The 20,377-nt window shown below is 66.6% G+C and carries 19 protein-coding genes and 1 tRNA gene; 10 read left to right on the forward strand and 10 right to left on the reverse strand.

Going from position 1 to position 20,377, the window contains the following annotated elements:
- A partial coding sequence (locus tag D7W81_RS18800; RefSeq protein WP_147445531.1) for a serine/threonine protein kinase occupies window positions 1-631 on the reverse strand: 631 nt, incomplete at its 3' end.
- A gap of 11 nt (window positions 632-642) precedes the next feature.
- The gene (locus D7W81_RS18805; RefSeq protein ID WP_158621625.1) at window positions 643-1,545 is read right to left on the reverse strand and encodes a DUF2381 family protein; all 903 of its coding nucleotides are present in this window, start codon (window positions 1,543-1,545) and stop codon (window positions 643-645) included.
- A 456-nt stretch (window positions 1,546-2,001) separates the two neighbouring features.
- Here D7W81_RS18805 and D7W81_RS18810 point away from each other — a divergent pair, with 456 nt between their 5' ends.
- The 4 genes from D7W81_RS18810 to D7W81_RS18825 all read left to right on the forward strand — a co-directional run bounded on the left by D7W81_RS18810 (window position 2,002) and on the right by D7W81_RS18825 (window position 6,845).
- Entirely contained in the window at window positions 2,002-2,250 is a 249-nt protein-coding gene (locus D7W81_RS18810; protein ID WP_120556775.1) for a methyltransferase family protein, read from the forward strand.
- 430 nt (window positions 2,251-2,680) lie between these two features.
- Window positions 2,681-5,410: a bifunctional DNA primase/polymerase gene (locus D7W81_RS18815; RefSeq protein ID WP_158621626.1), complete on the forward strand. Its 2,730-nt coding sequence runs from the start codon at window positions 2,681-2,683 to the stop codon at window positions 5,408-5,410.
- Window positions 5,407-5,658 (forward strand): helix-turn-helix domain-containing protein, encoded by a 252-nt coding sequence (locus D7W81_RS18820; protein ID WP_120556777.1) that lies wholly within the window; start codon window positions 5,407-5,409, stop codon window positions 5,656-5,658. Before D7W81_RS18815 ends, D7W81_RS18820 begins: the two co-directional genes overlap by 4 nt.
- The gene (locus D7W81_RS18825; protein ID WP_120556778.1) at window positions 5,655-6,845 is read left to right on the forward strand and encodes a tyrosine-type recombinase/integrase; all 1,191 of its coding nucleotides are present in this window, start codon (window positions 5,655-5,657) and stop codon (window positions 6,843-6,845) included. The genes D7W81_RS18820 and D7W81_RS18825 overlap by 4 nt, the downstream gene beginning before the upstream one ends.
- An 87-nt stretch (window positions 6,846-6,932) precedes the next feature.
- Here the strand turns inward: D7W81_RS18825 and D7W81_RS18830 are convergent.
- Both D7W81_RS18830 and D7W81_RS18835 read right to left on the reverse strand, forming a co-directional pair.
- Window positions 6,933-7,009, reverse strand: a tRNA-Asp gene (locus tag D7W81_RS18830).
- A gap of 497 nt (window positions 7,010-7,506) precedes the next feature.
- Window positions 7,507-7,905, reverse strand: a complete 399-nt coding sequence (locus tag D7W81_RS18835) for a toxin-antitoxin system YwqK family antitoxin (RefSeq protein ID WP_147445533.1) — start codon at window positions 7,903-7,905, stop codon at window positions 7,507-7,509.
- A 349-nt stretch (window positions 7,906-8,254) separates the two neighbouring features.
- On the opposite strand from D7W81_RS18835, the gene D7W81_RS18840 reads away from it, so the two are divergent.
- A complete protein-coding gene (locus D7W81_RS18840; RefSeq protein WP_147445534.1) occupies window positions 8,255-8,572 on the forward strand; it encodes a hypothetical protein in 318 nt (105 codons plus the stop codon).
- A 310-nt stretch (window positions 8,573-8,882) separates the two neighbouring features.
- Here the strand turns inward: D7W81_RS18840 and D7W81_RS18845 are convergent, their stop codons facing one another.
- The 4 genes from D7W81_RS18845 to D7W81_RS18865 form a co-directional block, all read right to left on the reverse strand.
- Window positions 8,883-9,476 carry a hypothetical protein gene (locus D7W81_RS18845; protein WP_120556781.1) on the reverse strand — a complete coding sequence of 198 codons (594 nt, stop codon included), beginning with the start codon at window positions 9,474-9,476 and terminating at the stop codon, window positions 8,883-8,885.
- 410 nt (window positions 9,477-9,886) lie between these two features.
- A complete protein-coding gene (locus tag D7W81_RS18855; protein ID WP_120556783.1) occupies window positions 9,887-11,521 on the reverse strand; it encodes an SH3 domain-containing protein in 1,635 nt (544 codons plus the stop codon).
- A 173-nt stretch (window positions 11,522-11,694) separates the two neighbouring features.
- On the reverse strand, window positions 11,695-12,543 hold the full coding sequence (locus tag D7W81_RS18860) for a serine protease (RefSeq protein WP_244227283.1): 849 nt from the start codon (window positions 12,541-12,543) through the stop codon (window positions 11,695-11,697).
- A gap of 332 nt (window positions 12,544-12,875) precedes the next feature.
- On the reverse strand, window positions 12,876-13,844 hold the full coding sequence (locus D7W81_RS18865; RefSeq protein ID WP_120556785.1) for a hypothetical protein: 969 nt from the start codon (window positions 13,842-13,844) through the stop codon (window positions 12,876-12,878).
- Window positions 13,845-14,244: 400 nt separating this feature from the next.
- Between D7W81_RS18865 and D7W81_RS44415 the strand changes: the two genes are divergently transcribed.
- From D7W81_RS44415 to D7W81_RS18885, 3 genes are read left to right on the forward strand one after another with little or no spacing between them, the layout of a single operon-like run.
- Window positions 14,245-14,538 (forward strand): SH3 domain-containing protein, encoded by a 294-nt coding sequence (locus D7W81_RS44415; protein WP_120556787.1) that lies wholly within the window; start codon window positions 14,245-14,247, stop codon window positions 14,536-14,538.
- A gap of 53 nt (window positions 14,539-14,591) precedes the next feature.
- Window positions 14,592-16,094, forward strand: coding sequence for a hypothetical protein (locus D7W81_RS18880; RefSeq protein ID WP_244227284.1), 1,503 nt, complete (start codon window positions 14,592-14,594; stop codon window positions 16,092-16,094).
- A complete protein-coding gene (locus tag D7W81_RS18885) occupies window positions 16,091-17,278 on the forward strand; it encodes an ARPP-2 domain-containing protein (RefSeq protein ID WP_120556788.1) in 1,188 nt (395 codons plus the stop codon). Before D7W81_RS18880 ends, D7W81_RS18885 begins: the two co-directional genes overlap by 4 nt.
- 88 nt (window positions 17,279-17,366) lie before the next feature.
- Here the strand turns inward: D7W81_RS18885 and D7W81_RS18890 are convergent, their stop codons facing one another.
- Window positions 17,367-18,245: a hypothetical protein gene (locus D7W81_RS18890; RefSeq protein WP_120556789.1), complete on the reverse strand. Its 879-nt coding sequence runs from the start codon at window positions 18,243-18,245 to the stop codon at window positions 17,367-17,369.
- Window positions 18,246-18,379: 134 nt separating this feature from the next.
- Between D7W81_RS18890 and D7W81_RS18895 the strand changes: the two genes are divergently transcribed.
- On the forward strand, window positions 18,380-18,964 hold the full coding sequence (locus D7W81_RS18895; RefSeq protein WP_244227285.1) for an SgcJ/EcaC family oxidoreductase: 585 nt from the start codon (window positions 18,380-18,382) through the stop codon (window positions 18,962-18,964).
- 166 nt (window positions 18,965-19,130) lie between these two features.
- On the opposite strand, the gene D7W81_RS18900 is transcribed toward D7W81_RS18895, so the two are convergent.
- Window positions 19,131-19,760 carry a hypothetical protein gene (locus tag D7W81_RS18900; RefSeq protein ID WP_147445536.1) on the reverse strand — a complete coding sequence of 210 codons (630 nt, stop codon included), beginning with the start codon at window positions 19,758-19,760 and terminating at the stop codon, window positions 19,131-19,133.
- Window positions 19,761-20,001: 241 nt separating this feature from the next.
- Here D7W81_RS18900 and D7W81_RS18905 point away from each other — a divergent pair, with 241 nt between their 5' ends.
- Window positions 20,002-20,196 carry a hypothetical protein gene (locus D7W81_RS18905; protein WP_147445537.1) on the forward strand — a complete coding sequence of 65 codons (195 nt, stop codon included), beginning with the start codon at window positions 20,002-20,004 and terminating at the stop codon, window positions 20,194-20,196.
- Window positions 20,197-20,377 lie beyond the last annotated feature (181 nt).

Consider the following 20,377-nt stretch of genomic DNA (forward strand, 5'->3'; position numbering starts at 1 on the left):
TGAAAGCGTAGCGCGCCTCGGACTCCTCGCCATGCTCGCGCAGGAACTTCGTGGCCTCGGGGGAGCGGTAGCGCCGGGTGCCGGGCGGCAGGGGGGAGTCCGTCAATTCGGGCGCCTGCGCGTAGCTGCCCACCCCGAAGTCCAGCAGGAAGGGCTCGCCGTCGGAGGCACGCACCTGGATGTTGCTCAACTTCAAGTCACGGTGGAATACGCCCCGCGCGTGCACGTGGGCCAGGGCGGAAGCGAGCTTGACGAAGAGGGCCACCACCTCATGCGCCGTGGGGTGCGTCTTCTCCATCCACTCGCCCAGCGTGTAGCCCTCCACGTAGTCCTCGACGACGTAGAGCCAGCCCCGTGTCGCGTCGTTCCATCGGCCGTGGGCGTACGTGCGCACGATGTTGGGATGGCCGCTCACCTGGGCCAGGCAGACCATCTCCCGCATCAGGCGCGCGTCCGACTGCTCCGCGTCTCCACTACTGGCGCGGTGCATGGCCATCTTCAGCGCGAAACGCTGGCCCTCCTTCTCCACGAGGTAGACGGCGCCGAAGGAGCCCGAACCCAGGGCCTTCACCACGCGCCATCCATCCACCATCTGCCCGGGCTTCAAGCTGGCGGGAATGAAAAGCAGCATGGCCCGCGCTTCTAGAACACCACGGAGGGGATGAGAAGGCGCCGCCCTCCCGTGCTGTCACGTAGCTCCACCCGGCGTGCGTCGCCCTTGGGCCAGTCTTCGCCACGGAATTCCACTACGACCCGCGCCAGCCCTCCTGGGACGACGTGCGGCGCTCTCATCGTCACCGTGACGGCACTGGAACGGACTGGGGACAGCCGGGCCTCTGTGGGTGTCCAGGGCGCCAACCCTTCATTCGTGACGTCAAGCGAGAGCGCGACCCACCCTTTCCCTCGGAAGACGATGACACGGTCTGCTTTCAGCCCGTCAGTAGGCTTCGTTGGCTGCAATGTGGGCTCGTTCGTCTGGACGCCTTCAGGGCCCATCGTCCCGGCCAAGATCATGCCCGAAGGCCCTGTGGCCGCGCCTCGTGCCCGCAGCGAAGCCAATTCGGCATCCTTGCCCGCGCACGCGGAGCGCACCTCGTCCAGCTCGGCCTGCACCGCCTCGGCTGTGCGCGGCAACCGGGACACCTGAACCTGAGCATCCACCTGCGTGGCATTGGTGACGAGCGCGAACACCACACGTGCCGGGGACATGCCGTCCGCGAAGGGCACAGTCAGCAGGACGCGCTCACTCGCTGCCACGTCGGCCGTGGGCTTGATCATGATCAGCCGGTCAGTGGCTACGATCAGCTCCAAGCGGTCTCTTGCGTCCCCCATCTTCACACCCGCGCGGTCAACAGTGGAGTCGAACTCCAGCGCGGTGAGTGAGCCTGACGCGACATGCAGTTCCACCGGCTTGCCGGTTGCGGACTGGGAGAGCGCGACGCGACGCTGCACCAGCTCACGCCCGCGTAGGATCTCCTGAGCCGTGACGTTCGTGCCCAGCAAGAGAAGGGACAGCAGCAGCAACGGACGGGAAACCAGGAGCACCGGCGGGCAACCTCCGAGAAGACGGCGCCGACCGTAGCAGGTGCCATGGGGGCGCAGGTCTCCGCGCATCCTTCGCACGCGGTCGTTTCGGCAAGGAATCAGGTTGTACGCCGCACATAACGAGGCCCCGCATTTTTCCTGAGAATTTTTCGAGCGTGTGGGACCGCCGAGCAAGCCTTGAAGAGGCCGGGCTCCGGAAATCCGAGCCGGGGGGATCCATTCCCGCCCCCCGCCAGGCCGAGCAAGCCGTCTCGCTCCTGAGAAAACGACAGGGCACGTGAGCCAGTCCCAGAAGCCGCAGGCATTTACGCGGGTACGGGAGATTCGAAACATGCTGGAGCTGGTTGAGCAGTACCGGCCCCGCATCATCGAAGCGCTCGCCCGAGAGAACGACGGAGCGAGCGAGACACTCCCAGAAGGTGCCCCCATTGAACTGGGGTAAGGGAGATTCAAACCATGCTGGAGCTTGTTGAGCAGTACCGACCCCGCATCATCGAAGCACTCACCAAGGCCACTCCGCAGGGGCTGACCGTGAAGGAGCTGTGCGCCGCGCTTGGAGCCGGAGAACAGGTCCTCCGCCGTTGCCTCGCCGCCCTCGTGCTGGCTGGCGTCATTCGCGAGACCGCGAGGTACACGCCCGGAGCGCGCGGCGCGGTGCCTCGGGCCTACAGCCTCACCGACGCGAATCGCGAAGGCGAGCCGTGAGCATCCCCCAGCGCATCCAGGACGCCACTCCGGCTGTCAGCTCTCTGCCCCGCCTCCCGGCACACCGGGGCACAAAGCGGGGCACCCCCGAACGCGAGAAACGCCCAAGAAATCAACGGCTTGGCGAGCCCCTTTTGCTCACTGCCCCGCCTGCCCCGCCTGTTTCAAAGAAGAGAGAGAAAGAGAAGAACATACCCCAGAGATCAATTGCAGACATTCAACTCCTCTCATTCTCTCCATGCACCACCGCGTGTGTTCCGGTGAGACAGCGGGGCAGCGGGGCAGGTTGCCAGATTCTCTAGTGATTCTCGCCGCTTAGTCCCGCCCCGCTTTCCGCCCGCCACTCAATCCGCCCCGGTCTCGCACCGGATGTCCAACGCAGCAGCCCTTGGGCTCGCCGCGATTCCCTTCTTTTGCCCTCGGATGCCCCGTGGAAGCCTCTGATCCGAACTCGCCCCCCGCACTGGAAGCCGCCGCCTTGGAGTACGCGGGGCGCGGCTGGCATGTCTTTCCCTGTTTCGAGCCCGTTCGCTCGCCCTCCGGCGCCCTCATCTGCGCTTGCCCCAAGGGAGCGGAATGCAGCCAAGCGGGTAAACACCCACGCACACGCAACGGAGTGAAGGACGCCACGACGGACGAGGCCCAAATCCGCGAGTGGTGGCAGCAGTGGCCGTTCGCCAACGTCGCCATCGCCACGGGTGCCCTCTCCGGCGTGGATGTTGTGGACGCGGACGCGAAGGCCGACGGAGTGGCGACCCTCGTGAAGCTGGAGGAAGAGCGAGGCGAGCTGCCCGATACCGTCACGGCCCGTACCAGTGGCGGCGGCTGTCACGTCTACTTCCGCCACGCGGGCATGGTGTCGAAGGCTGGCAGCCTCGCGCCTGGCATCGACACCCGGGGCAATGGTGGCTACGTCATTGCGCCCCCGAGCCTCCACCGCACGGGAGCGCGCTACGCATGGCTTGAGGGAGCGTCCCCCTCCGAGGTTCCGCCCGCCGCAGCGCCACAGTGGGTTCGCGACGCAGCCCAGGCGAAGCGCACGCGCCCCACGTTCGCGAAAGGGGAAGCCGCGGTGAGCATGTGGCAGTCGCCAACCGGGGATGGACTCACCGAATCCCAGCTCTGGATGCGATGGCACGCGACAAGCGCCCCGGAGCATGCGGCAGCGGTGAAGCGCATGAAGCAGGGCCAACCCTTGTTCCCCGCTGGGCATCATGAAGGGAACCTCTGGGCCTTCCTCTCGTACCTGCGCTTCAAGGCCCCCGAGGCATCGGACGCAACCCTGTTGCGGCTCTTGGCTCCGTCCGTGATGGCGATGAACTGCGCGAAGCACGACCTCGCGCATGTTGCGGAGCGCCTCCGACGAATCAACGAGGATTACGGCGCCGCGCTGGCCGAGTCCGCGCTGATCACCGCTGCACTGAGAGGCACGGCAAGCTCCCGTTCCTCAACCGAGGCTCCTCCCAACCCCGACGCGCCCCCTATCGCTGACGGCTGGATGGCAGCTCCGGGCTACGCCATCTACGATGGCCAATCGCTCGGCATCTTCAAATTCACCGACAAGGGCAACCTTTCCACCATCGCCGCCGCCCCCATCAACATCACCGAGACAGGGGAGGACGAGCACGGCACCTGCTACGTGACGGCACGGTGGATGTACGGGCACCGCGAGCGAGTGGAGACGATGCCGCGTGCCAAGGTCTCGGGAAACGAAATCCTGGAGCTGGCCGGTCGCGGCGCCCCCCTCACCAGCAGCAACAGCAAGAAGGTCCAGGACTTCCTTCAAGCCCAGGAGCAGCACTGTCACGCGAGCTTGCCCCGGGTGCGCATCTTCACCCAGAGCGGCTGGTCCCACGACATGAAGAGCTTCGTCGTGGGACGGCAGGTGATTGGCGAGCCCGGCCGCGTCATCATGCCCGGAGAAGCAGCCTTCCTCGATGCACTTGAGTCGCGGGGCTCGGCGGATGAACACCTGCGCCTGATGCTGGCCGTTCGTGAAAGGGGCCCCTTCGCTGAAATGGCGTGGGCTGCTGGCTTCGCGGCGCCCCTGTTGCGGCTCCTGGGCCTGCGCAGCATGTGCCTGTCCATCTGGGGTGCCTCTGGAACGGGGAAGTCCGCCGTGCAGGCCACCACCACGTCGGTGTGGGGGCGTCCTTCTGGCCTCAAGGTCAGCGGAGACGTCTCGTCAGCCGCGTTGCAGGGAGAGCTGTCCCGTCACCGCGACCTGCCCACCTGGATTGACGACACCCAAGTCACGCGCGAGGGGATGACGAACCTCATGGCCTACATCGTGGGGACGGAGACGAGCGGCGCGCGGGCGACGCAGACCGGAGAGCTGCGCGCGCGGAAGACCTGGCGCTCGCTGGCTTTCATCTCGGGGGAGAAGCCGCTGTTGCAGATCGGAGGCGCGGCAGGGGCGAAGAACCGGACGCTGGAGGTGTGTGCTCAGCCATTGGGGGACGCGGGCCTCGCCACGCTGACGCATCAAGGTTTGGAGAAGCACCACGGCCACGCGGGGCCCGCCTTCATCCGCGCGCTCATGGAGCACTACACGGGCGCGGAACGACTCGACGAACTCCGCGAGTTGCACCGCAAGCTTGCCGCCCAGATGGTGACGGAGACAACGGAGCAAGCACGCTACGCCGCGCTCCTCGTGTTGGCCGACATACTCGCGCGCATCCACATCTGCGGCGAGGCCAATGCCCACGCCCAGGCAGCCGCGCTCGAAGCGGGGCACGCCTTCTGCGCGGCGGTGTTGAAGGAGTCCCGCGAGACGAGGACGACAGCCGACGCGGCCTATGACTTCATCATGAGCTACGTCGCCGCGAACTGGGCTGGCTTTGAAAGCCCTGTCCCCATCAAACGCCCCGGGATGCTGATGGACGACAGGGACTCCAGCGGGAGACGTGTCGTCGCCATCTTCCAGACGACGATGCACGACATCGCGAGGGAAGGACGCTTCGACACCCGACAGGTGATGACGGAGCTTGCCGCGAAGGGATTGGTGTTCAAGGAAGAGGGCCACCTGACGCGCAAGGTCTCCGTCGCGGGCAAGCGTGTGCGTGCCTATTGCTTGGTGCTGGATGACGAGAAGGCAGGTGCGGAGAACGCCCAGCGGATCCATACGCTCCCTTCGCAAATGGGGAAGGTGACGTCATGAGCCGTCGCGCTTGCCAGAACGGGCCCAAGCCACCAGCGGACGCGCCCACTCATGCGGCTTTCGACTTCCTCACCGTGGACGAGGCCGCCGCGCTCCTGCGCGTGAACCGAAAGACGCTCTACGAGTCGATCCGACTGGGGCAGGTGCCGGGAGTCCTCCACCTCCGCAGATCCATCCGCATCCGCCGCGACACGTTGTTAGCATGGCAGCCGGGTAACAGCGGTCCTGCGCTCGGAGAGAAGCCATGAGCGTCAGGCAGCGGAAGTGGAAGACGAAGGAGGGAAAGGTGCAGGAGGCGTGGTGGGTGGACGTGAAGTACCAGCACCCCAGCGGGAAGGTGGAGCGAGTGCGCAAGGCATCGCCCATCAACACCCGTCGGGGCGCGGAAGAGTACGAGCGTCAGGTCCGTCACGCCCTGCTGACTGGAACCTTCGGGAAGGAGAAGCAGCACGAGCCGGGCCGCATCCTCACCTTCGGGGAGTTCGTCCCGCGCTTCATCACGTACAGCGAGAACAACAACAAGTACTCCAGCGTCGTCACCAAGCGGCAGATCCTTGATGACCACCTGCTCCCCGCGTTCGCGAACACGCCTCTTGATGCCATCGGTCCAGCGGAGATCGAGGACTTCAAGGCCGCGATGCGGAAGAAGCCAGCGGGCATTCCCGGCAGGAAGGACGCCCCCTCAAAGGATGCCCTGCGCAAGCGCAAGGGAGCCGGGGGGAAGCTCCTGAGTCTCAAGTCCATCAACAACGTCCTGACCGTGCTGCACAAGTTGCTCGCACTGGCCCAGGAACAGGGCGTGCTCCAACACGTCCCGCGCGTGAAGCTGTTCAAGACGGCGAAGCCCGCTTTCGACTTCCTCTCTTTTGAGGAAACCGAGCGACTGATCGACGCGGCGGAACCAGAGTGGCGGACGCTGATCCTGTTGTCGCTCAAGACGGGACTTCGCCACGGAGAGCTAATCGGGCTCCAGTGGGGCGACCTCGACTTGCCGCGAGGCAAGCTCCAGGTGCGCCGTTCCATCTGGCAGGGGGTGACGGGACTGCCCAAGGGAGGCCGGGAACGGACGGTGGACCTGCCCGTATCGGCCGTGGACGCGCTCAAGGGCCACCGCCACCTGCGCGGCCCCTACGTGTTCTGCCAGCCCGACGGCCAGCCCCTCACCGCCAGCATGACCGAACACCGGCTGACGCGGGCCGTGGGGCGGGCGGCCATCACCCGTGAACAGGGGGCCATCACATGGCACGACCTGCGCCACACCTACGGGAGCCACCTCGCCATGCGGGGCGTCCCCCTCAAGGTCATCCAGGAGCTGATGGGGCACGCCGCCATCGACATGACGATGCGGTACGCGCACCTGTCACCCGAAGCGCGGGAGAGCGCGGTGCAGGCGCTTGACCGCCCCATGCCGCAAGCGCTCGCCGTTCCAGGCTAGCCACGCCGGAGGGGCACATGGGGGGCACATGACGGGGCGCAGAAAAAGCGAAGGCCCAGCAACCCGTTAGGATTGCTGGGCCTTCTGTGGCGAGGAGTACGGGACTTGAACCCGTGGCCTCCGGCGTGACAGGCCGGCGTTCTAACCAACTGAACTAACTCCCCGTAACGGTGCCGCTCTACCGCTGATCAGCGGATGAGCACAAGAGGAATGAGCGCCCTCATGCTGAGCGGCGACTGCCAGTTCGGATATCCGCGGTGTGCCGCATTTCACCATCCGTCGTCCCGTCGACGGGCGCACAGCCCGCGGTTTCAGGCGGTGGCGGAGCGGAACGACCGTGTGGACCGTTCGCGGTACCGGATTGCGAGGGGCGGGGGGCGGACCCAGGAGAACTCCGGCGTGGCGCGAGTGGGAACCCGCCAGGTGCCGTCAGGTACGCCAGCACCCTCAAGCATGCCTCCACACCTGCCGCACGCGAAAACACTCAGCGCGAAGCTCCTGGGCGAGGTGTAACCAGGGAGGGGCGGGCCTCGTCGGGGCCCTCCTGCACCGTCCAGGGCATGTCGCAAGGCCCTCCTCGGCACCTCCGGTCCTGCCCTCACCCTCCACAGCGCCTCTATCCCGCCGATACGCTCAAGGTTGCTTCTGCGTGAGCATCCGTTCACGCCTGCTCATGCGCACGCCGTCGATCCTTCAATATCGGAAACAACTGCGACTCAGGTGAAATAGCGCGCGACTCCACCAACTCCCCGCTCGTATTCCACTCCCGGTAATTGACCTCTATTCCGAACTCATACTGCGCCTCGCTCTTCACGCATCCGTTTGGAAACCACTCACGAACGAGGCCATGCAGCCCTCCGTTCAGATAACGAGCCTCATAAACCAACACACCCTCTAGGGAATAGTCTCGGCTCCCCCCCGACTGGACACCCTGCACGTATTCAATCTCACTGCGCCTCGCGCCGTTCAGATGAAACTCGACTGCAACCCCCGTGAACGGAACTCCTTCGCAACACATCTGGAGCAACTCATCAGGTTCCAGCTCGTCCATCGAGGCCACGTCTTCGCTCTTACTCGCCATAGAACCCCAGCGGCCCAATTCCTATCTCAGCCTTGTCGCACCACATTCAACCAGGAATGAACTCCACGCCCCAAGTCAGAATCTCGCAATGGGGACAACAAGGTCCCGGAAGGCCGACCTGGCACCTAGGCGCTCCGCTGGGAACCCTGCCTCTCAGCCAGATGGCCGTCATACTGAACTACGCATACGCATAGGGCGAATAGAAGGCCTGCTGAGGATGAGGGCGGGTGCAATGGCTCTTCGGCCTCGGGCCAGGTGCTCACGTTCTGGGAGAAGGACAGCGTGGCGGGACCGACCGCCGGGGACTGGTTCAAGCAAGCGCTGGTGGATGGCGTGGTCGTGCGGGAAAGCGACGGCACGGCCTGGCGCAGGCTCATTCGGTGACGATCAGCCCCGCGGGCTCGAGCTTCAGCCCCGGTTGATCAGCCAGGCGGGCGTGTCGAACCACCCGATCTCCTTCAACATCAACGATGTCGCGATCAACGGCGCAACCGTGACGAACGCGGGCTTCGAGACGGCGACCGGATTCACCGGCTGCTACGACACCGGCACATTCCATGGCGGTGTCGAGTCGTACAAGCTGTCCTTTCCGGGAGCAACGACGTCGGCTGCGGGTGACAACAGCACGATTTCGCTGACCCTGTAGAACCCGTCAGCGCGCCACGAGGAATGAAGCGGCGGGGGCGAGCTCGACGTCAGCTCGCCCTTGCGCTCTCCTACTCACCTCTACAGCGCCTCGCGCAGGTTTCCCTCCGCGGTGCGGACGAACTGGGTGACGCGCTTGTGGAGCCACAAGCCGAAGGGCTGCACGCGCTCGCGCTTCATGGGCCTGGGCAGCTTCTCCATTCCCTCGTCGAAGGGGATGATGGACAGCTCGCCCGCGGCGGACCCCGGCGCTGCGTACCCACCACGCCCGGGAAGGACTCCGGGCGAGGTGAACCGTCAACGGCGGAAGCTCAGAGCGGATTCGGCTCCAGGCAACGGGGCCCCGTGCAGCAGTCGATGTAGCAGCTCTGCACGGTCTCGTCCGGACCGCAGAAGCCGTCACCGCACGGGTTGATGACGAGGCCGCAATCCAGACGGCAGCTCCGGGGCGTCTCCAGTCCGTTGCAGACGCCGTCGCCACAGAAGGAGCCACAATCAATGGCGCAGGTTCCGGTCGTCTCCGAGCCATTGCAGATGCCGTCACCGCAGTACGTGGGGGCGCCACAGTCCTGGGGGCAGGTGTTGCTGGTTTCATTGCCGTTGCAGAGGCCGTCACCGCAGTAGGTGAGGATGAGGCCACAGTCCGCGGGACAGTTCCGAATCGTCTCCCGTCCGCTGCAGATGCCATCCCCACACCACGTGAGGATCCGGCCACAGTCCAGGGGACAGTTGGTGTTGTTCTCCCCGTTGGCGGTGTCACAGACGCCGTCGCCGCACAGATAGAGGCCAACCCCTGCCTCCGCCTGTCCCAGGGCCTCCATCTCGGACTCGGTTTCCACGGGGCCGCAGGCGGCGAACAAACCCAGCGACAACCCGGCAATCATCATCACGAAACGCGACTTCATGTGGACCTCCACGGGGAAAGAGGCCACGCATGTCAGCGCACTCGCAATGAACAGACAACATCCAATTGCTTGTGACCTGGTTTTGACAGTCGCCGTGGCCCGCGACTCCTCGTTCTGTAGCGCATTCCGCTACATGCAACGGTTTGCCGCAGTGTCTTTGTAGCGCATGACGCTACAAAACGCGGTCCACCCGGAGGTGGGATTGGTTCGGCACCACGCAGCCCGGCTGCGCGATGCCGCACCAGGAGCTACACGTCTGACCGGAGCCGCACGTGCCACAGTTGAGCGTGCCGCAATTCCTGCCCTGCGCGGCGCAGGTGGTCGGCACGCACGCGCCTCCCGTCTGGTTGACCTCGATGCTGGACACCGCCTGCATGTTGCCCTGGGCGGTGGGGGCCAGGACTGCACGTTCACCCTCCGGTGGGGCAAGGGCCTTCACCGGGTGCGAGGTAGCGGCGGTTCACCCAGCCGCGCCTTCCCTCCGGCGTCCGCACCTCGGACCAGGTCTCCCGAGCGGAGACGGTGCGCCGGCGCACCTCGCGCACGCAGCGGGTGCCGGGCGCGAGCGTGGCCACCTCCAGTGCGCGCCAGTCCGGCAGCTCGCGCAGGCGCAGGACGTCCGACGCCTTCACTCCGGACACCGTGGCCCAGGTGCCCTCGGGGACGGGGAGGGGCGCCGCCTCCTTCTGCTGGATCAAGAGGGACTTGCGGAGCGGATCCGAGAGGTAGAGCGCCGCGGGGCCCTCGGTGATGGAGCAGGCGTTGTCCACCGGGAGCCGCTCGGTGTGCCAGCCCTTGCCAGGGATGCCCCGGAAGAGCAGTGGACCGGCGAGGAGCATGAACTCGCCATTGGAGAGCGCGGCGCGGGCATGCGCGCAGTCCCCCCTTCCCGGCTCCGCCGCAGGCAGGTCCAGGGGCAGCCACGCCTTGCCCTCCGGGCTCCACCGGGGCTCGCGCTCGTGGAGACAGCCCGTGGCATTGCACAGCCAGTCCCGTCGGGCATCCACGGGCGCGGCATTCGCGGCCATGGGCGCTTCGCCCACCCGGCGCCACTTCCGGCCGTCATGGCGGTATGCGCCGTACTGGCTCGTGAAGCCGGGCATGCCCCTCGCGTCGATGCTCGTGCGTTGGGGATTGTGGATGCTCGTCGCGTCGGGAGGGGAAGGGGGCAGGTCCACCTTCCGCCAGACGCCGTTGCGCGCGCGCCAGAGGATCCGCCAGCGGCTTGTGAAGCAGGGCGCACAGCCATCACCGGTCGTCAGGACGGCCATGTCCTTGCCGCTCCAGCCCAGCTCCGTGGTGAGGGCCTGCCAACGCTCCCCGTCGAAGCGGCGCAGCTCGTGGGTGAACATCTCGGTGGAGAGGGCGGTGGGCTCGTGCGGGTTTCCCAGCAGGCGAATCCCATGCGTGGAGAGCTCCATCGGGAACCGGTCGAGCCTTCCCAGTGGATGCGCCTCCGTCACCGTGAGTCGCGCGGTATGGGTGCGGAACATCCACAGGGGCTCACCGGGCCCCCCCCCGAACACCTGGTCGAGCTCATTCGCGAACCGCGTCCCCTTCAGGGCGGGAGGTGTCTGACGTTGCCCCCCGCGCTCGACGAGCAGCTTTGAGTCCTCCACGAAGAAGCGCACGCCGGGCCGTGGCGAGCGCACCGGGGGTTCGGGAGGCTCCGGGGGCACCGCGTGCTCCGGGACGAGCGACAGCGGCCCGATGCGCTCCGCGTCCAGCGTCGCCTGGACACACCGCGCGCTGTCACACGCGAAGAGCCGCTGCGCGCCTCCAGGCGCATCCGCCAACGAGAGCCGCCGCAGCGGTCCCAGGCCCGTGTCCAGCGTGTCCCGCCACGCCCCCGCGCGCCAGAGGCCCACCACGCCGGAGTGCGCACTGTTGGAGACCACCGCGTCACCCCGCGCGGCGACGAGCCCCGGGTACAGCGGCGCGGGAAGGACGATGCACCACCCCGAGCCGCTGCAATGCCGCTCGGTCAGCTCCGGCAGCGGCACGGGAGCCTGGGCCAGGAGCGAGGCGAAGAGGACGGAGAGCATGGGGCCATCCTACGCGGCCAGTTCGCCTGCGTGAGGTGTGGAGGCAGGCGGCGAGTGCTGGCCCCGGCGCGCGGGCCACCCCAGCCCGTGGGGTGTTGAAGCTCAAGCCGTCAGGGCCAGCCAAGAGAGCCAGGCCCTTGCCGCGCCCACCCGGGAAGGCAGCATGAAGCGCCCTACCTGACGGCGCTGAGGCTCCGGATCTGCGTGTTGATCCACGGGATGTAGTTGGAGACCCGCGCGTAGATACCGGGCAGCCCTGCCCGCGCACAGCCCACCCCGAAGCTCACGATGCCCTGGAGCACGTAGCCCTGGGGACCTCGGACGACGAGCGGCCCGCCGCTGTCGCCCTGGCATGCGTCCTTGCCTCCCTGCGGATACCCGGCCCCGAACATGGCACTCTCGTCGATGCTGATTCCTTGGGTCCTGTAGCTGTTGGCGACGTCCTGATGACTGAGGACGGGGACGCCCACCTGCAGCAAGAGGCTGGACGTGTCGTAGCCGCCCTCCCGTGTCAGGCCCCAGCCCGCGACCGTCGCCATCGTGTTTTCAGCGACACGCTCCCCGGAGTCTGGAAGGCAGACAGGGACGCGCGTGTTGCCGCTCCCGAGCTGAGGAGCCAGGTTGGGGCGCATGCCCGAGGACTGGCCACAAGCCCTGGCGACGGTCGTGTCGAACTTGATGGGCTTGTCGAGCTTGAGGACGGCGATGTCGTTCATCGTCGTGTCCGGATTGTACTGCGGGTGGTAGACGGCCTCCGTCACCCGGACTGTCACTTGTGTGGACGTGGGGCGGTACAGGTCATGCGCCCCGGCGGACGCCGTGGCGTTGGAGAGTCCGTCATAGACGCAGTGGGCAGCGGTGAGGACGATGTCACTCTCCTCCTTGGTGTCGCTCACCCGCACCAGGCTGCCCCCGCAGAAATGGCTGCCGTACTGCTGCAGGCTGACAATCCAGGGGATGGAGTTCGGACGGGCCTCGACGCCTCCCACGATCTCCTGGTCCGTGTGGCCTACTGTCTCCAAGGGGTCCTGCTCTGCCTCAGGACCACCGCACCCGAGTAGACCGACCGCGACGACGACTCCGCTCATGAAGCGCAATGCACCCTCCTGGTTCAAGTGCGCAGCGAGACAGCAATCGACATGCCGGGGCCATGAGCCTCGGCTGTCTGGACGGCACGTCGTCTTCGTCGCCGTGTGACACGTCAGCGGAGGTGCATGACGCGTCAGCCGCCTGCGAAGGCGCGTCATGCGGATGGCAGGGAGCCGCGGGGCTCAACGTTCCACGGGCGGAGCCGTGTCGCATGCGCGGGGACGGGTTCATCTGCGTGGTGGACACGAACCGGGGCACTGCGCGTTCAATTCACATTGCTCGGGTTCAAGCCCTTCGCCCTTGGCTTCTCCATCCGCTTTCCGTGCGGACCGAGGCAGCCCACGCGCGCCTGCTCCGCGTCCCATTTATCGGACATGCCCGTCGCGCCGTTCACCATGGTCACCACGGGCTTGCCCTTGTACTCGGCGGTATATCCAACATACCCGTAGACGATGGTGTTCCTGAAGCCCGCTGCCCACAAGTGGAGGGCGACCATCTGCGCGAAGGACTTCTTGCGCTTTTCCTCTCGCGTCGGGTTGTAGCCTGAGTTGCACGACATGATGTGGATGAACCCAATGTCGTTCGGCACGTCACGGATGATCACCTCCGCGAGCTGGTCGGCCGTGCGATCCTCGGGGTGCTCTTTTTGTCCGTGGGCCCCGAGGATTTGCGTGCTGCCGTGCGCCACAATCCACAGGTGATCGTTCCCGCCAAGGGCGAACCTGCTGTTCTTGATTTTCCGCCCCGAGTTCGCGTCACCAAAGAAAAGCACACACTCCGGTGGAAAGAACCGGCGCTTCTTCTCACTGGCGACCTTGTTTTGTTTCTTGAGGTAGCCCCAGACACTCTCAGCCTGCCTCACCACCTCACAGCCACGACGGTCTTCTTTATACACCGTGTCCGTGACCGCCGAGACCACGGCATGCCAGCGACACGGACGTTGGCTGAGCTGCGTGTACAGCTCCGCGAGCACCTCGTCATCGATGTCGAGCACCGCGGCCTCATGCCCCTGGACTGCTTTCTTCTCATCCCGGGCCTCTCCCTTCTCGTCTTGCGCGCTGGCGGACTGTTCCTGCTGCTCGTCAACGAGGTTGACGAAGTCGGCAAACGTTATCGGCGCCCGCGGTGCGTCCTGCTTGAAGGGGGGCGGGCTGGTGGGAGACAGCCCTCGGCCGCAGACCGGGCACGTCGAACCCAGGATGTAGAACTCATTGTGCGTCGGACAGACGGGCATCGTTCGACTCCAAGCGGATGGGCTCCATCCAGCCGAATTCGCAAGCCTCTGAGGGAGCACTCCATCGTCCTCCCCAGCAAGGCCAGGGGTCAATTGTCGTCAACAGGTGTCTCAGTCAGGCCAACATGGCCTATGGCCCATTGTTCGTCGTCACCAACAACCCGGCGATCGACGTCCACGACGTCGCGGGTAGGGCTCTCATCCAGGCGAACGGAGACCTCGCCATCGCCCCGGAGTCACCGGACCGGGGAAGACCTCCCGCTCAACTCGGCTTGATTCAAGCGAGCGGTGCCGACCCCATCATCGGGACAAAGACGTTCCCGTTTACGAGGTCGCACCCCATGGTCCAGTTCCCGCGCTTCTCGTTCCTACCCCTGCCGTCCCGCCGGGTGAGCGCTGGGTGACCCCGACCGGGACCGTCAACGTCCGCTCGGGGCCGGGGACCTCCAATGGTCAGGTCGGTGGCCTGAGGCTGGGCGACCTGGTCCGGGTGGTTGATCAGAACGAGGACGGCACCTGGCTGAACGTGGAGCTGGAGAACGGCAAGCAGGGATGGGTGTCCGCGTCCATGCTGAAGGAGTCCGATGGGCGTGTCAGTCCGCGCCCGGCAGCCGCGTCATGCTACGGTGAGGGGTGCCGCTCGCGGGACTGTGATGCGATTTCCGAACCGAGCCTTTGTAGCTTGACTAGCTGATCGTGTCCGCCTTCCCCGAGCGGCGCTCCCTCCTCAGGAAGGATGAACCTCCGATGGACATCGCGGGCGCACGTGCCGAGCAGGTCGCCCGTGAAGACCTGGTCATGTTCGTCAACGCGTGCTTCTCGTGCACCGGACAGCGCGAGTTCTACAACGACGGGCGCGGGCAGGCGGTGTCCATCGAGTTCCTGCACGCCTACATCCTCGGCAACTACCGCCGCCTCTACACGCGCACGCTGGCCGCGGGCATCAACCACTTCAACCAGGCGCAGATCATCCTCAACCTGCTGACGAGCGGAAAGCAGACCCCGTCCGCGGACCGGCACGAGGAGGGCGCGCTCATCGCGGCGGCGCTCCGGGCCCTGCCTCCCCAGCGGGCCTACCGGGTGCTGGACGTGCTGCGTGAGCGGCGCATCAACAACCGCCGCTCCCGCGCCATCGTGCGCGAGTTCCTGAAGGGGCGCGCGGACCTGCACTTCGACGCGGTGAAGTACCGCTCCAAGCTGCGCGCCGCCGTGGCGCACGGCCACCTCAAGCTGCCCGGGGAGCTCAACCCCTTCCTCTTCCACGGCTGGCGCAAGCGCGTGTTCCAGGCCCCCCTGCTGGAGACGTTCCGCAAGGCCCACTACGACGCCTCTGCTCTCTTCGAGCTGCCCTACACCGTCGCCGAGGGGCTCGCCGCGAAGCACCAGCTTCCCCGGGACGTCTTCCTGAAGAAGATCGAGCCGCGCCTCACCGCCGCCGAGCGGCTGCGCTTGCAGGGCTCGGCCACGCGCGCCCAGGGGGCCATCGCTATCGACCTGGGGCGCACGCCGCTCACCCGGCTGGCGCTCTACGTGCTCTCCCTTCCCCTGGCGGTGCGCCAGGAGCGGCTGGCGGAGCTGCACGCGGCGCTCGAGCGGGCCGCGGTGAACAGCCTGCGCCGGGCCTCGGTGCCCCTGGGCCGGGTGGCGGCCGTGCTGGACAACAGCTACTCCGCCTCGGGCTCGAGCGAGAAGCGCCGCCGGCCCCTCGGGGTGGCGCTCGCGGCGCACTACCTGCTGGCCGCCACGGCGCGCGAATACCGCGCTTTCTGGATGCACCCTCCCGAGCATCCCCTGCTCTCGCGCGCCCGGGGACAGACGGACCTCGCCACCCCGCTGCTGGACGCGCTGGACTGGATGCCCGAGCTGGTGGTCGTCGTGTCGGATGGCTACGACAATGATCCGCCCAACGCCGTGGCCGAGGTCACCCGCCTGTTTCGCACGAAGCTGGACCCCGCCCGCCGCACCACCATCATCCACGCCAACCCCGTGTTCGCCTCGGAGCTCTACGCGCCCCGGGGCATCGGGACGCACGTGCCCACCGTGGGCGTGCGGGACGCGGAGGACCTGCCCACGGTGCTCGGCTTCGCGCGCTTCGCCGAGGGGGCCTCTCCCCTGGCGGAGCTCGAGGACTACCTGGCGGCGCGCGTGCGGCGGATGCTCGAGCACGCGCCCATGGGCCACGCCGGGACCGAGACCCCGAGGGCCCCGTCCGAGCTCCCGGAAGAGTCGCTCGACGAGGAGGTGGCATGAGGGAGGGCGGAAAGAGCACGGTGCGGCGGCTGCCGCTCACGGGGCTGCGGCTCGCGCCCTCGCAGGTCTGGGGGAGCATCCGCCTGGTGCCCGTGCTGCGCGATGACATCCCCGGAGACCTGCGCATCACCCGCAGGAGCTACGACGAGGACGTGAGCGTCGTGTCGCTCCAGGGCGGGTTGATGGAGCCCGGGCTCCACTACGCGTCCTACGTCCCCCATGGCTTGGTGGTGGACTGGGACGACAAGGGCGCGGCGGTGACGCCCGAGACCCGGCTGCGCAAGCCCGAGGGCAAGGAGGGCAAGAGCCTCAAGCACGGGCCCTTCTCGACGCGGGTGCTGCACCGCATGGTGCACCGCGAGGACAAGAACCGGCTGCGGCTGCTCCCCATGCACCTGACAATGGAGGGCTTCCTCGCGCAGTACTTCGGCGGGCCGCAGGTGGCGTGGAGCGAGTACTCCCAGGAGGCCCTCTCCCAGGGGCTCAACCCCCGGAGCGAGTGGGCCTACTCGGGCTGGGCCAGCGCGGCCTTCGCGGAGGCGCTGCGCATCTTCGAGCTGCACGAGCGCCAGGTGGGCATGCTCATCTTCCAGGCGGACGCGCTGCTCTCCTGCGCCATCGTCTCGCACCCCGAGGACTATCGCGCCCTGCACCGGGCCCTGCTCGAGGACTTCTACGGGGATCTGCTCGTGCAGTACGGCTTCCTGGGAGACGTGCCCGTGATGGGGCTGGGCGTGGAGGATGCACGGGTGAACTCGATGAAGGAGCTGCGAGCCGCCGTCGAGCGCATGCGCGCGGACTGGGCGGACTTCATGGGCTTCATGGCCGAGGGCGTCATCGGCGCCGAGGTGTTCGCCTCCCCCGTCTACGAGGCCGGTCCCTTCCACCTCCAGCGCTTCATCACGGGCCTGTCGCCCTCGGAGGAGAACCACATGGGTGAGGCCATCCTGCGCGGCGACGGCACGGTCGAGTACCTCAAGACCTACCGGCTCTCGGCGGCGCAGACGCGCCGGGCCTACCTGCTCAAGCAGCTCGCGCAAGGGGGCTGGAGCCTGGAGCGCACCGCCGAGCAGCTCAAGACGACCCGGGACGAGCTCATCGTCCGGCTGCGCAACGCGGGCTTCGGCTACCTGCTCAAGGAGCACGTCCTCAAGGCGGCCGAGGCCCGGCTCGCGCGGCGCTGAGCGCTACGCCCCGGGCCTCTTCTCCCGGGGCGTGAGGCGATCCCGTTCGAGGTTGATGGCGTCCACCGGGGACTGGCTCGCCGCGCCCTCACCCGTCGAGGGGAATCTTCTCGGGCCGCACCTGGAGCCGCGCGAAGAGCGTGGCGAAGACCTCACGGGAGACGCTCAGCCGGTCGAGCCAGAGGCGGAAGTACCTATCCAGCGCGCTGCGCCGGGGGTGGCTCTCACGGTGGTGCAGCAGGAAGTCCTTGTAGTTCTGCACCTTGTCCGCGCGCAGCATGTCGGCCACGTCCGGCAGCGGCCCGAGCGCGATGTCATCCGTCGAAGCCACCTCGCGGTGGGACAGGTACGCATTGGCGATGTTGCGGTACTCCATGGCGAGCGCGAGCACCTGGGGCGAGTCGGTGAACTCGTGGAGGCGGGGGAAACTCTCCGCGAGGTCGCCGTCGGCCTGCACGAGCGGGTGGAGGCACCACGCACGCCTCGCGGCGTCGCTGGCGTTGAAGTGCCGCAGCACCCCGAGTCCCTCATCGATGTGGCTCATGTAGTCGACGCCGCTCCGTACCGCGCGGCGGGAGCCGTAGTGCCGCTCGATGGCGCGGTACTCCCGCGTCGTCGTGAAGCGCCCGGAGACGCTGTAGGGGACACCCCGCTTCGTGAAGTACGCCTCCAGGTCGCAGTCGGGGCCGGTGACGAAGGGGAGGTCGGTCGCCGCGACGTAGCGGGAGAGGTGCCCCTGGCCGCGGTGGGAGGCCAGCACGTAGACGGACTGGCGCAGTGTCCCCTCGGCGTCGCGGCAGGTCGTGCGCGCGCCCCAGACGGCGCCGCGCTCGCCGGTGAGCGGCGTGACGAGGCCTGTCCAGGTATCGCCGTCCATGAGCGCCTGCACGGCGCGATGCTCGAAGTACCGGGACGCTCCTTCGAGGTCGGAGGCGTCCATGTCGAAGCGGGGTGCGTTGGCGTTCATGAAAACACGAAGTACAGGAAACAGGCGAGACGGAGTCGGTCCTACCATCACCGATTCCCATGGCGGACTGCCGCCATGACACGCTCTTCTTTTGCAGCAGTTGCGGCCCTGAGTCTGGTCTTGATGTCCACGGCGTGCACGCCCCCGACCACACCCAGGACGAACTGGACCTCCGTCAGCTGGTGAAGGCGCAGACCAAGGCCTGGAACGCCCACGACGCGGCGGCATGGACGCGGGACTTCACGGACGACGCCGACTTCATCAACATCGTCGGCACGGTGTTCCAGGGCCGCGCGGAAATTGAAACGCGCCACGCCGCCATCTTCGCGAGCATCTTCAAGACCAGCCATGCCGAGGTCACCGTGCGCAAGGTCCACTTCCCCAGCGCGGACATCGCCGTGGTGGACACGGTGCATGAGGTCACCGGCCACACGGGCCTCCCGCCGGGCGTGCAGAACACCAAGGAGGGACTGCTGCGCACGCAGATGCGGTATGTGCTCAAGCGCTCCCAGAAGCAGTGGCGCATCGTCGCGGGCCAGAACACCGACGTGAAGCCGGTCCTCCAGGCCCGCGCCCTAGACGTCGTTCCAGACCTGGGTCGGCCCACCGATACACTGCTCTTGTTCCAGCTGGACATCGTGCGCCAGGGGATCGGCAGTGGCACAGAGCCCACTCTTCTTGTTCACCTGATATTCGCGCCAGCGACCTCGCTCGCGTGATTGACGCCAATACAGTAGTTGGTGTTGGCCGTCTGGAGTGAACGCGCCTCCGCGGCGAATGACGCAAAGAAGCACGAAAAAACGACCCACAGCAGAGTCAGAATCGAACGTCTCATGACGACCTCCATGGCTGGATGAGCATCGGGCGCTTCAAAAGCAGAGGCTGTCAACGACGGGAGATTTTGAAGGTTCCACCGATGTTGAGGACGGCGGTCCCCTCCCGGCCCCCCGCGTTGACGCGGAAGGTGAGCCTGTCGGACCAATGCAAGATGTCACCATCCTTGACCCCTCCCTGAGTCCCGTGAAGTTGGTAATAGATGGGCACGGTGTGGTGCCCGTTCTGGCCCAGCTTCCTCGTGGCTGTATGCCAGACCATTCCAGACTCCTTCATGTCTCCGATGGCGATGGTCACGAGCTTCGGCGAAACCTTGAACCCCCAGTTGACGTTGTTGAACCGGCAGTTGTAGCGGACGCTGAAAATGCCGTTCCGGTCTGTGAAGATGTGATTCGCCTTATCGCATTTGACAACGTCATACTGCGGCCCATGACCGTTGGGCTTCGGCATGAAGGTTTGAACGTTTTCTTCCTCCGCGGCGCCCTGCAGGCTCTTCGTCAACGCCTCCGACTCGGCGGCCGGCATCGGCTGGTCCCAGTCAATCTCGAGCGTGGTACCGGAGGTGCGGGCCTCTGCACGAGTCTGCGCATCGGAAGCTGGCTCCCTGACCGCCGCAGTGATCGGCGTGCCGGAGATCAGCAGGGTGCCAACCACTGCCGCCAGAAACCTTGCGCTTCTCATGGGAGAGCTCCTTTGCCCGCCAGGTGGCCGGAAACCTGAAACGCCTCTCATTTGAGAAACTTCCTCGCAGTCCTGGTCGATTCCGTCCCCGCCGACCTCCTGATGGACTCAACCGGCCAACCGCCTGTCCGAGCAGAAGCACCGCCGCATCTCGAGGTCATCGCTGTCGACGAAAAGGGGGCAGTTCTCAAGGTAGAAGGCGAAGACGTACCTCCGGGACGTCATCTTGAAGCACAACTACATGGCGAAGTTGTCCGTGGCCCTTGGAGGCAGCGCGAAGGTGTATGGGGCGCCTCCAGGCATGGGCGCCAATCTTCGCGCCGTCCCCGCAGGCAAGAAGACTTTCAATTACATGTACGTGGATGGCACCATCTACAAGCGCGAATACGACTTCCTCAAGAGCGCCCTGGGATTGGTGCCCGATGACACCGGCTAGCTCCCCTTCTGATTCCGACACGCGGCGGGGCTTCCTCCGCGCGGGGCTCGCCGCGACGCTGCTCATGGCTCCGGCCTGTCAGGGGCCAGCCCGGGGCACCACGGCTTCGGAACAAGCTGGCGGTGAGAAGGGCCGGGTGGAGGCTCCAGCGCCGTCCGCCAGCACGGCGGAGCGCCTCAAG

Source organism: Corallococcus aberystwythensis (genome assembly GCF_003612165.1).
In the GTDB taxonomy this organism is placed as follows: Bacteria; Myxococcota; Myxococcia; order Myxococcales; family Myxococcaceae; genus Corallococcus; species Corallococcus aberystwythensis.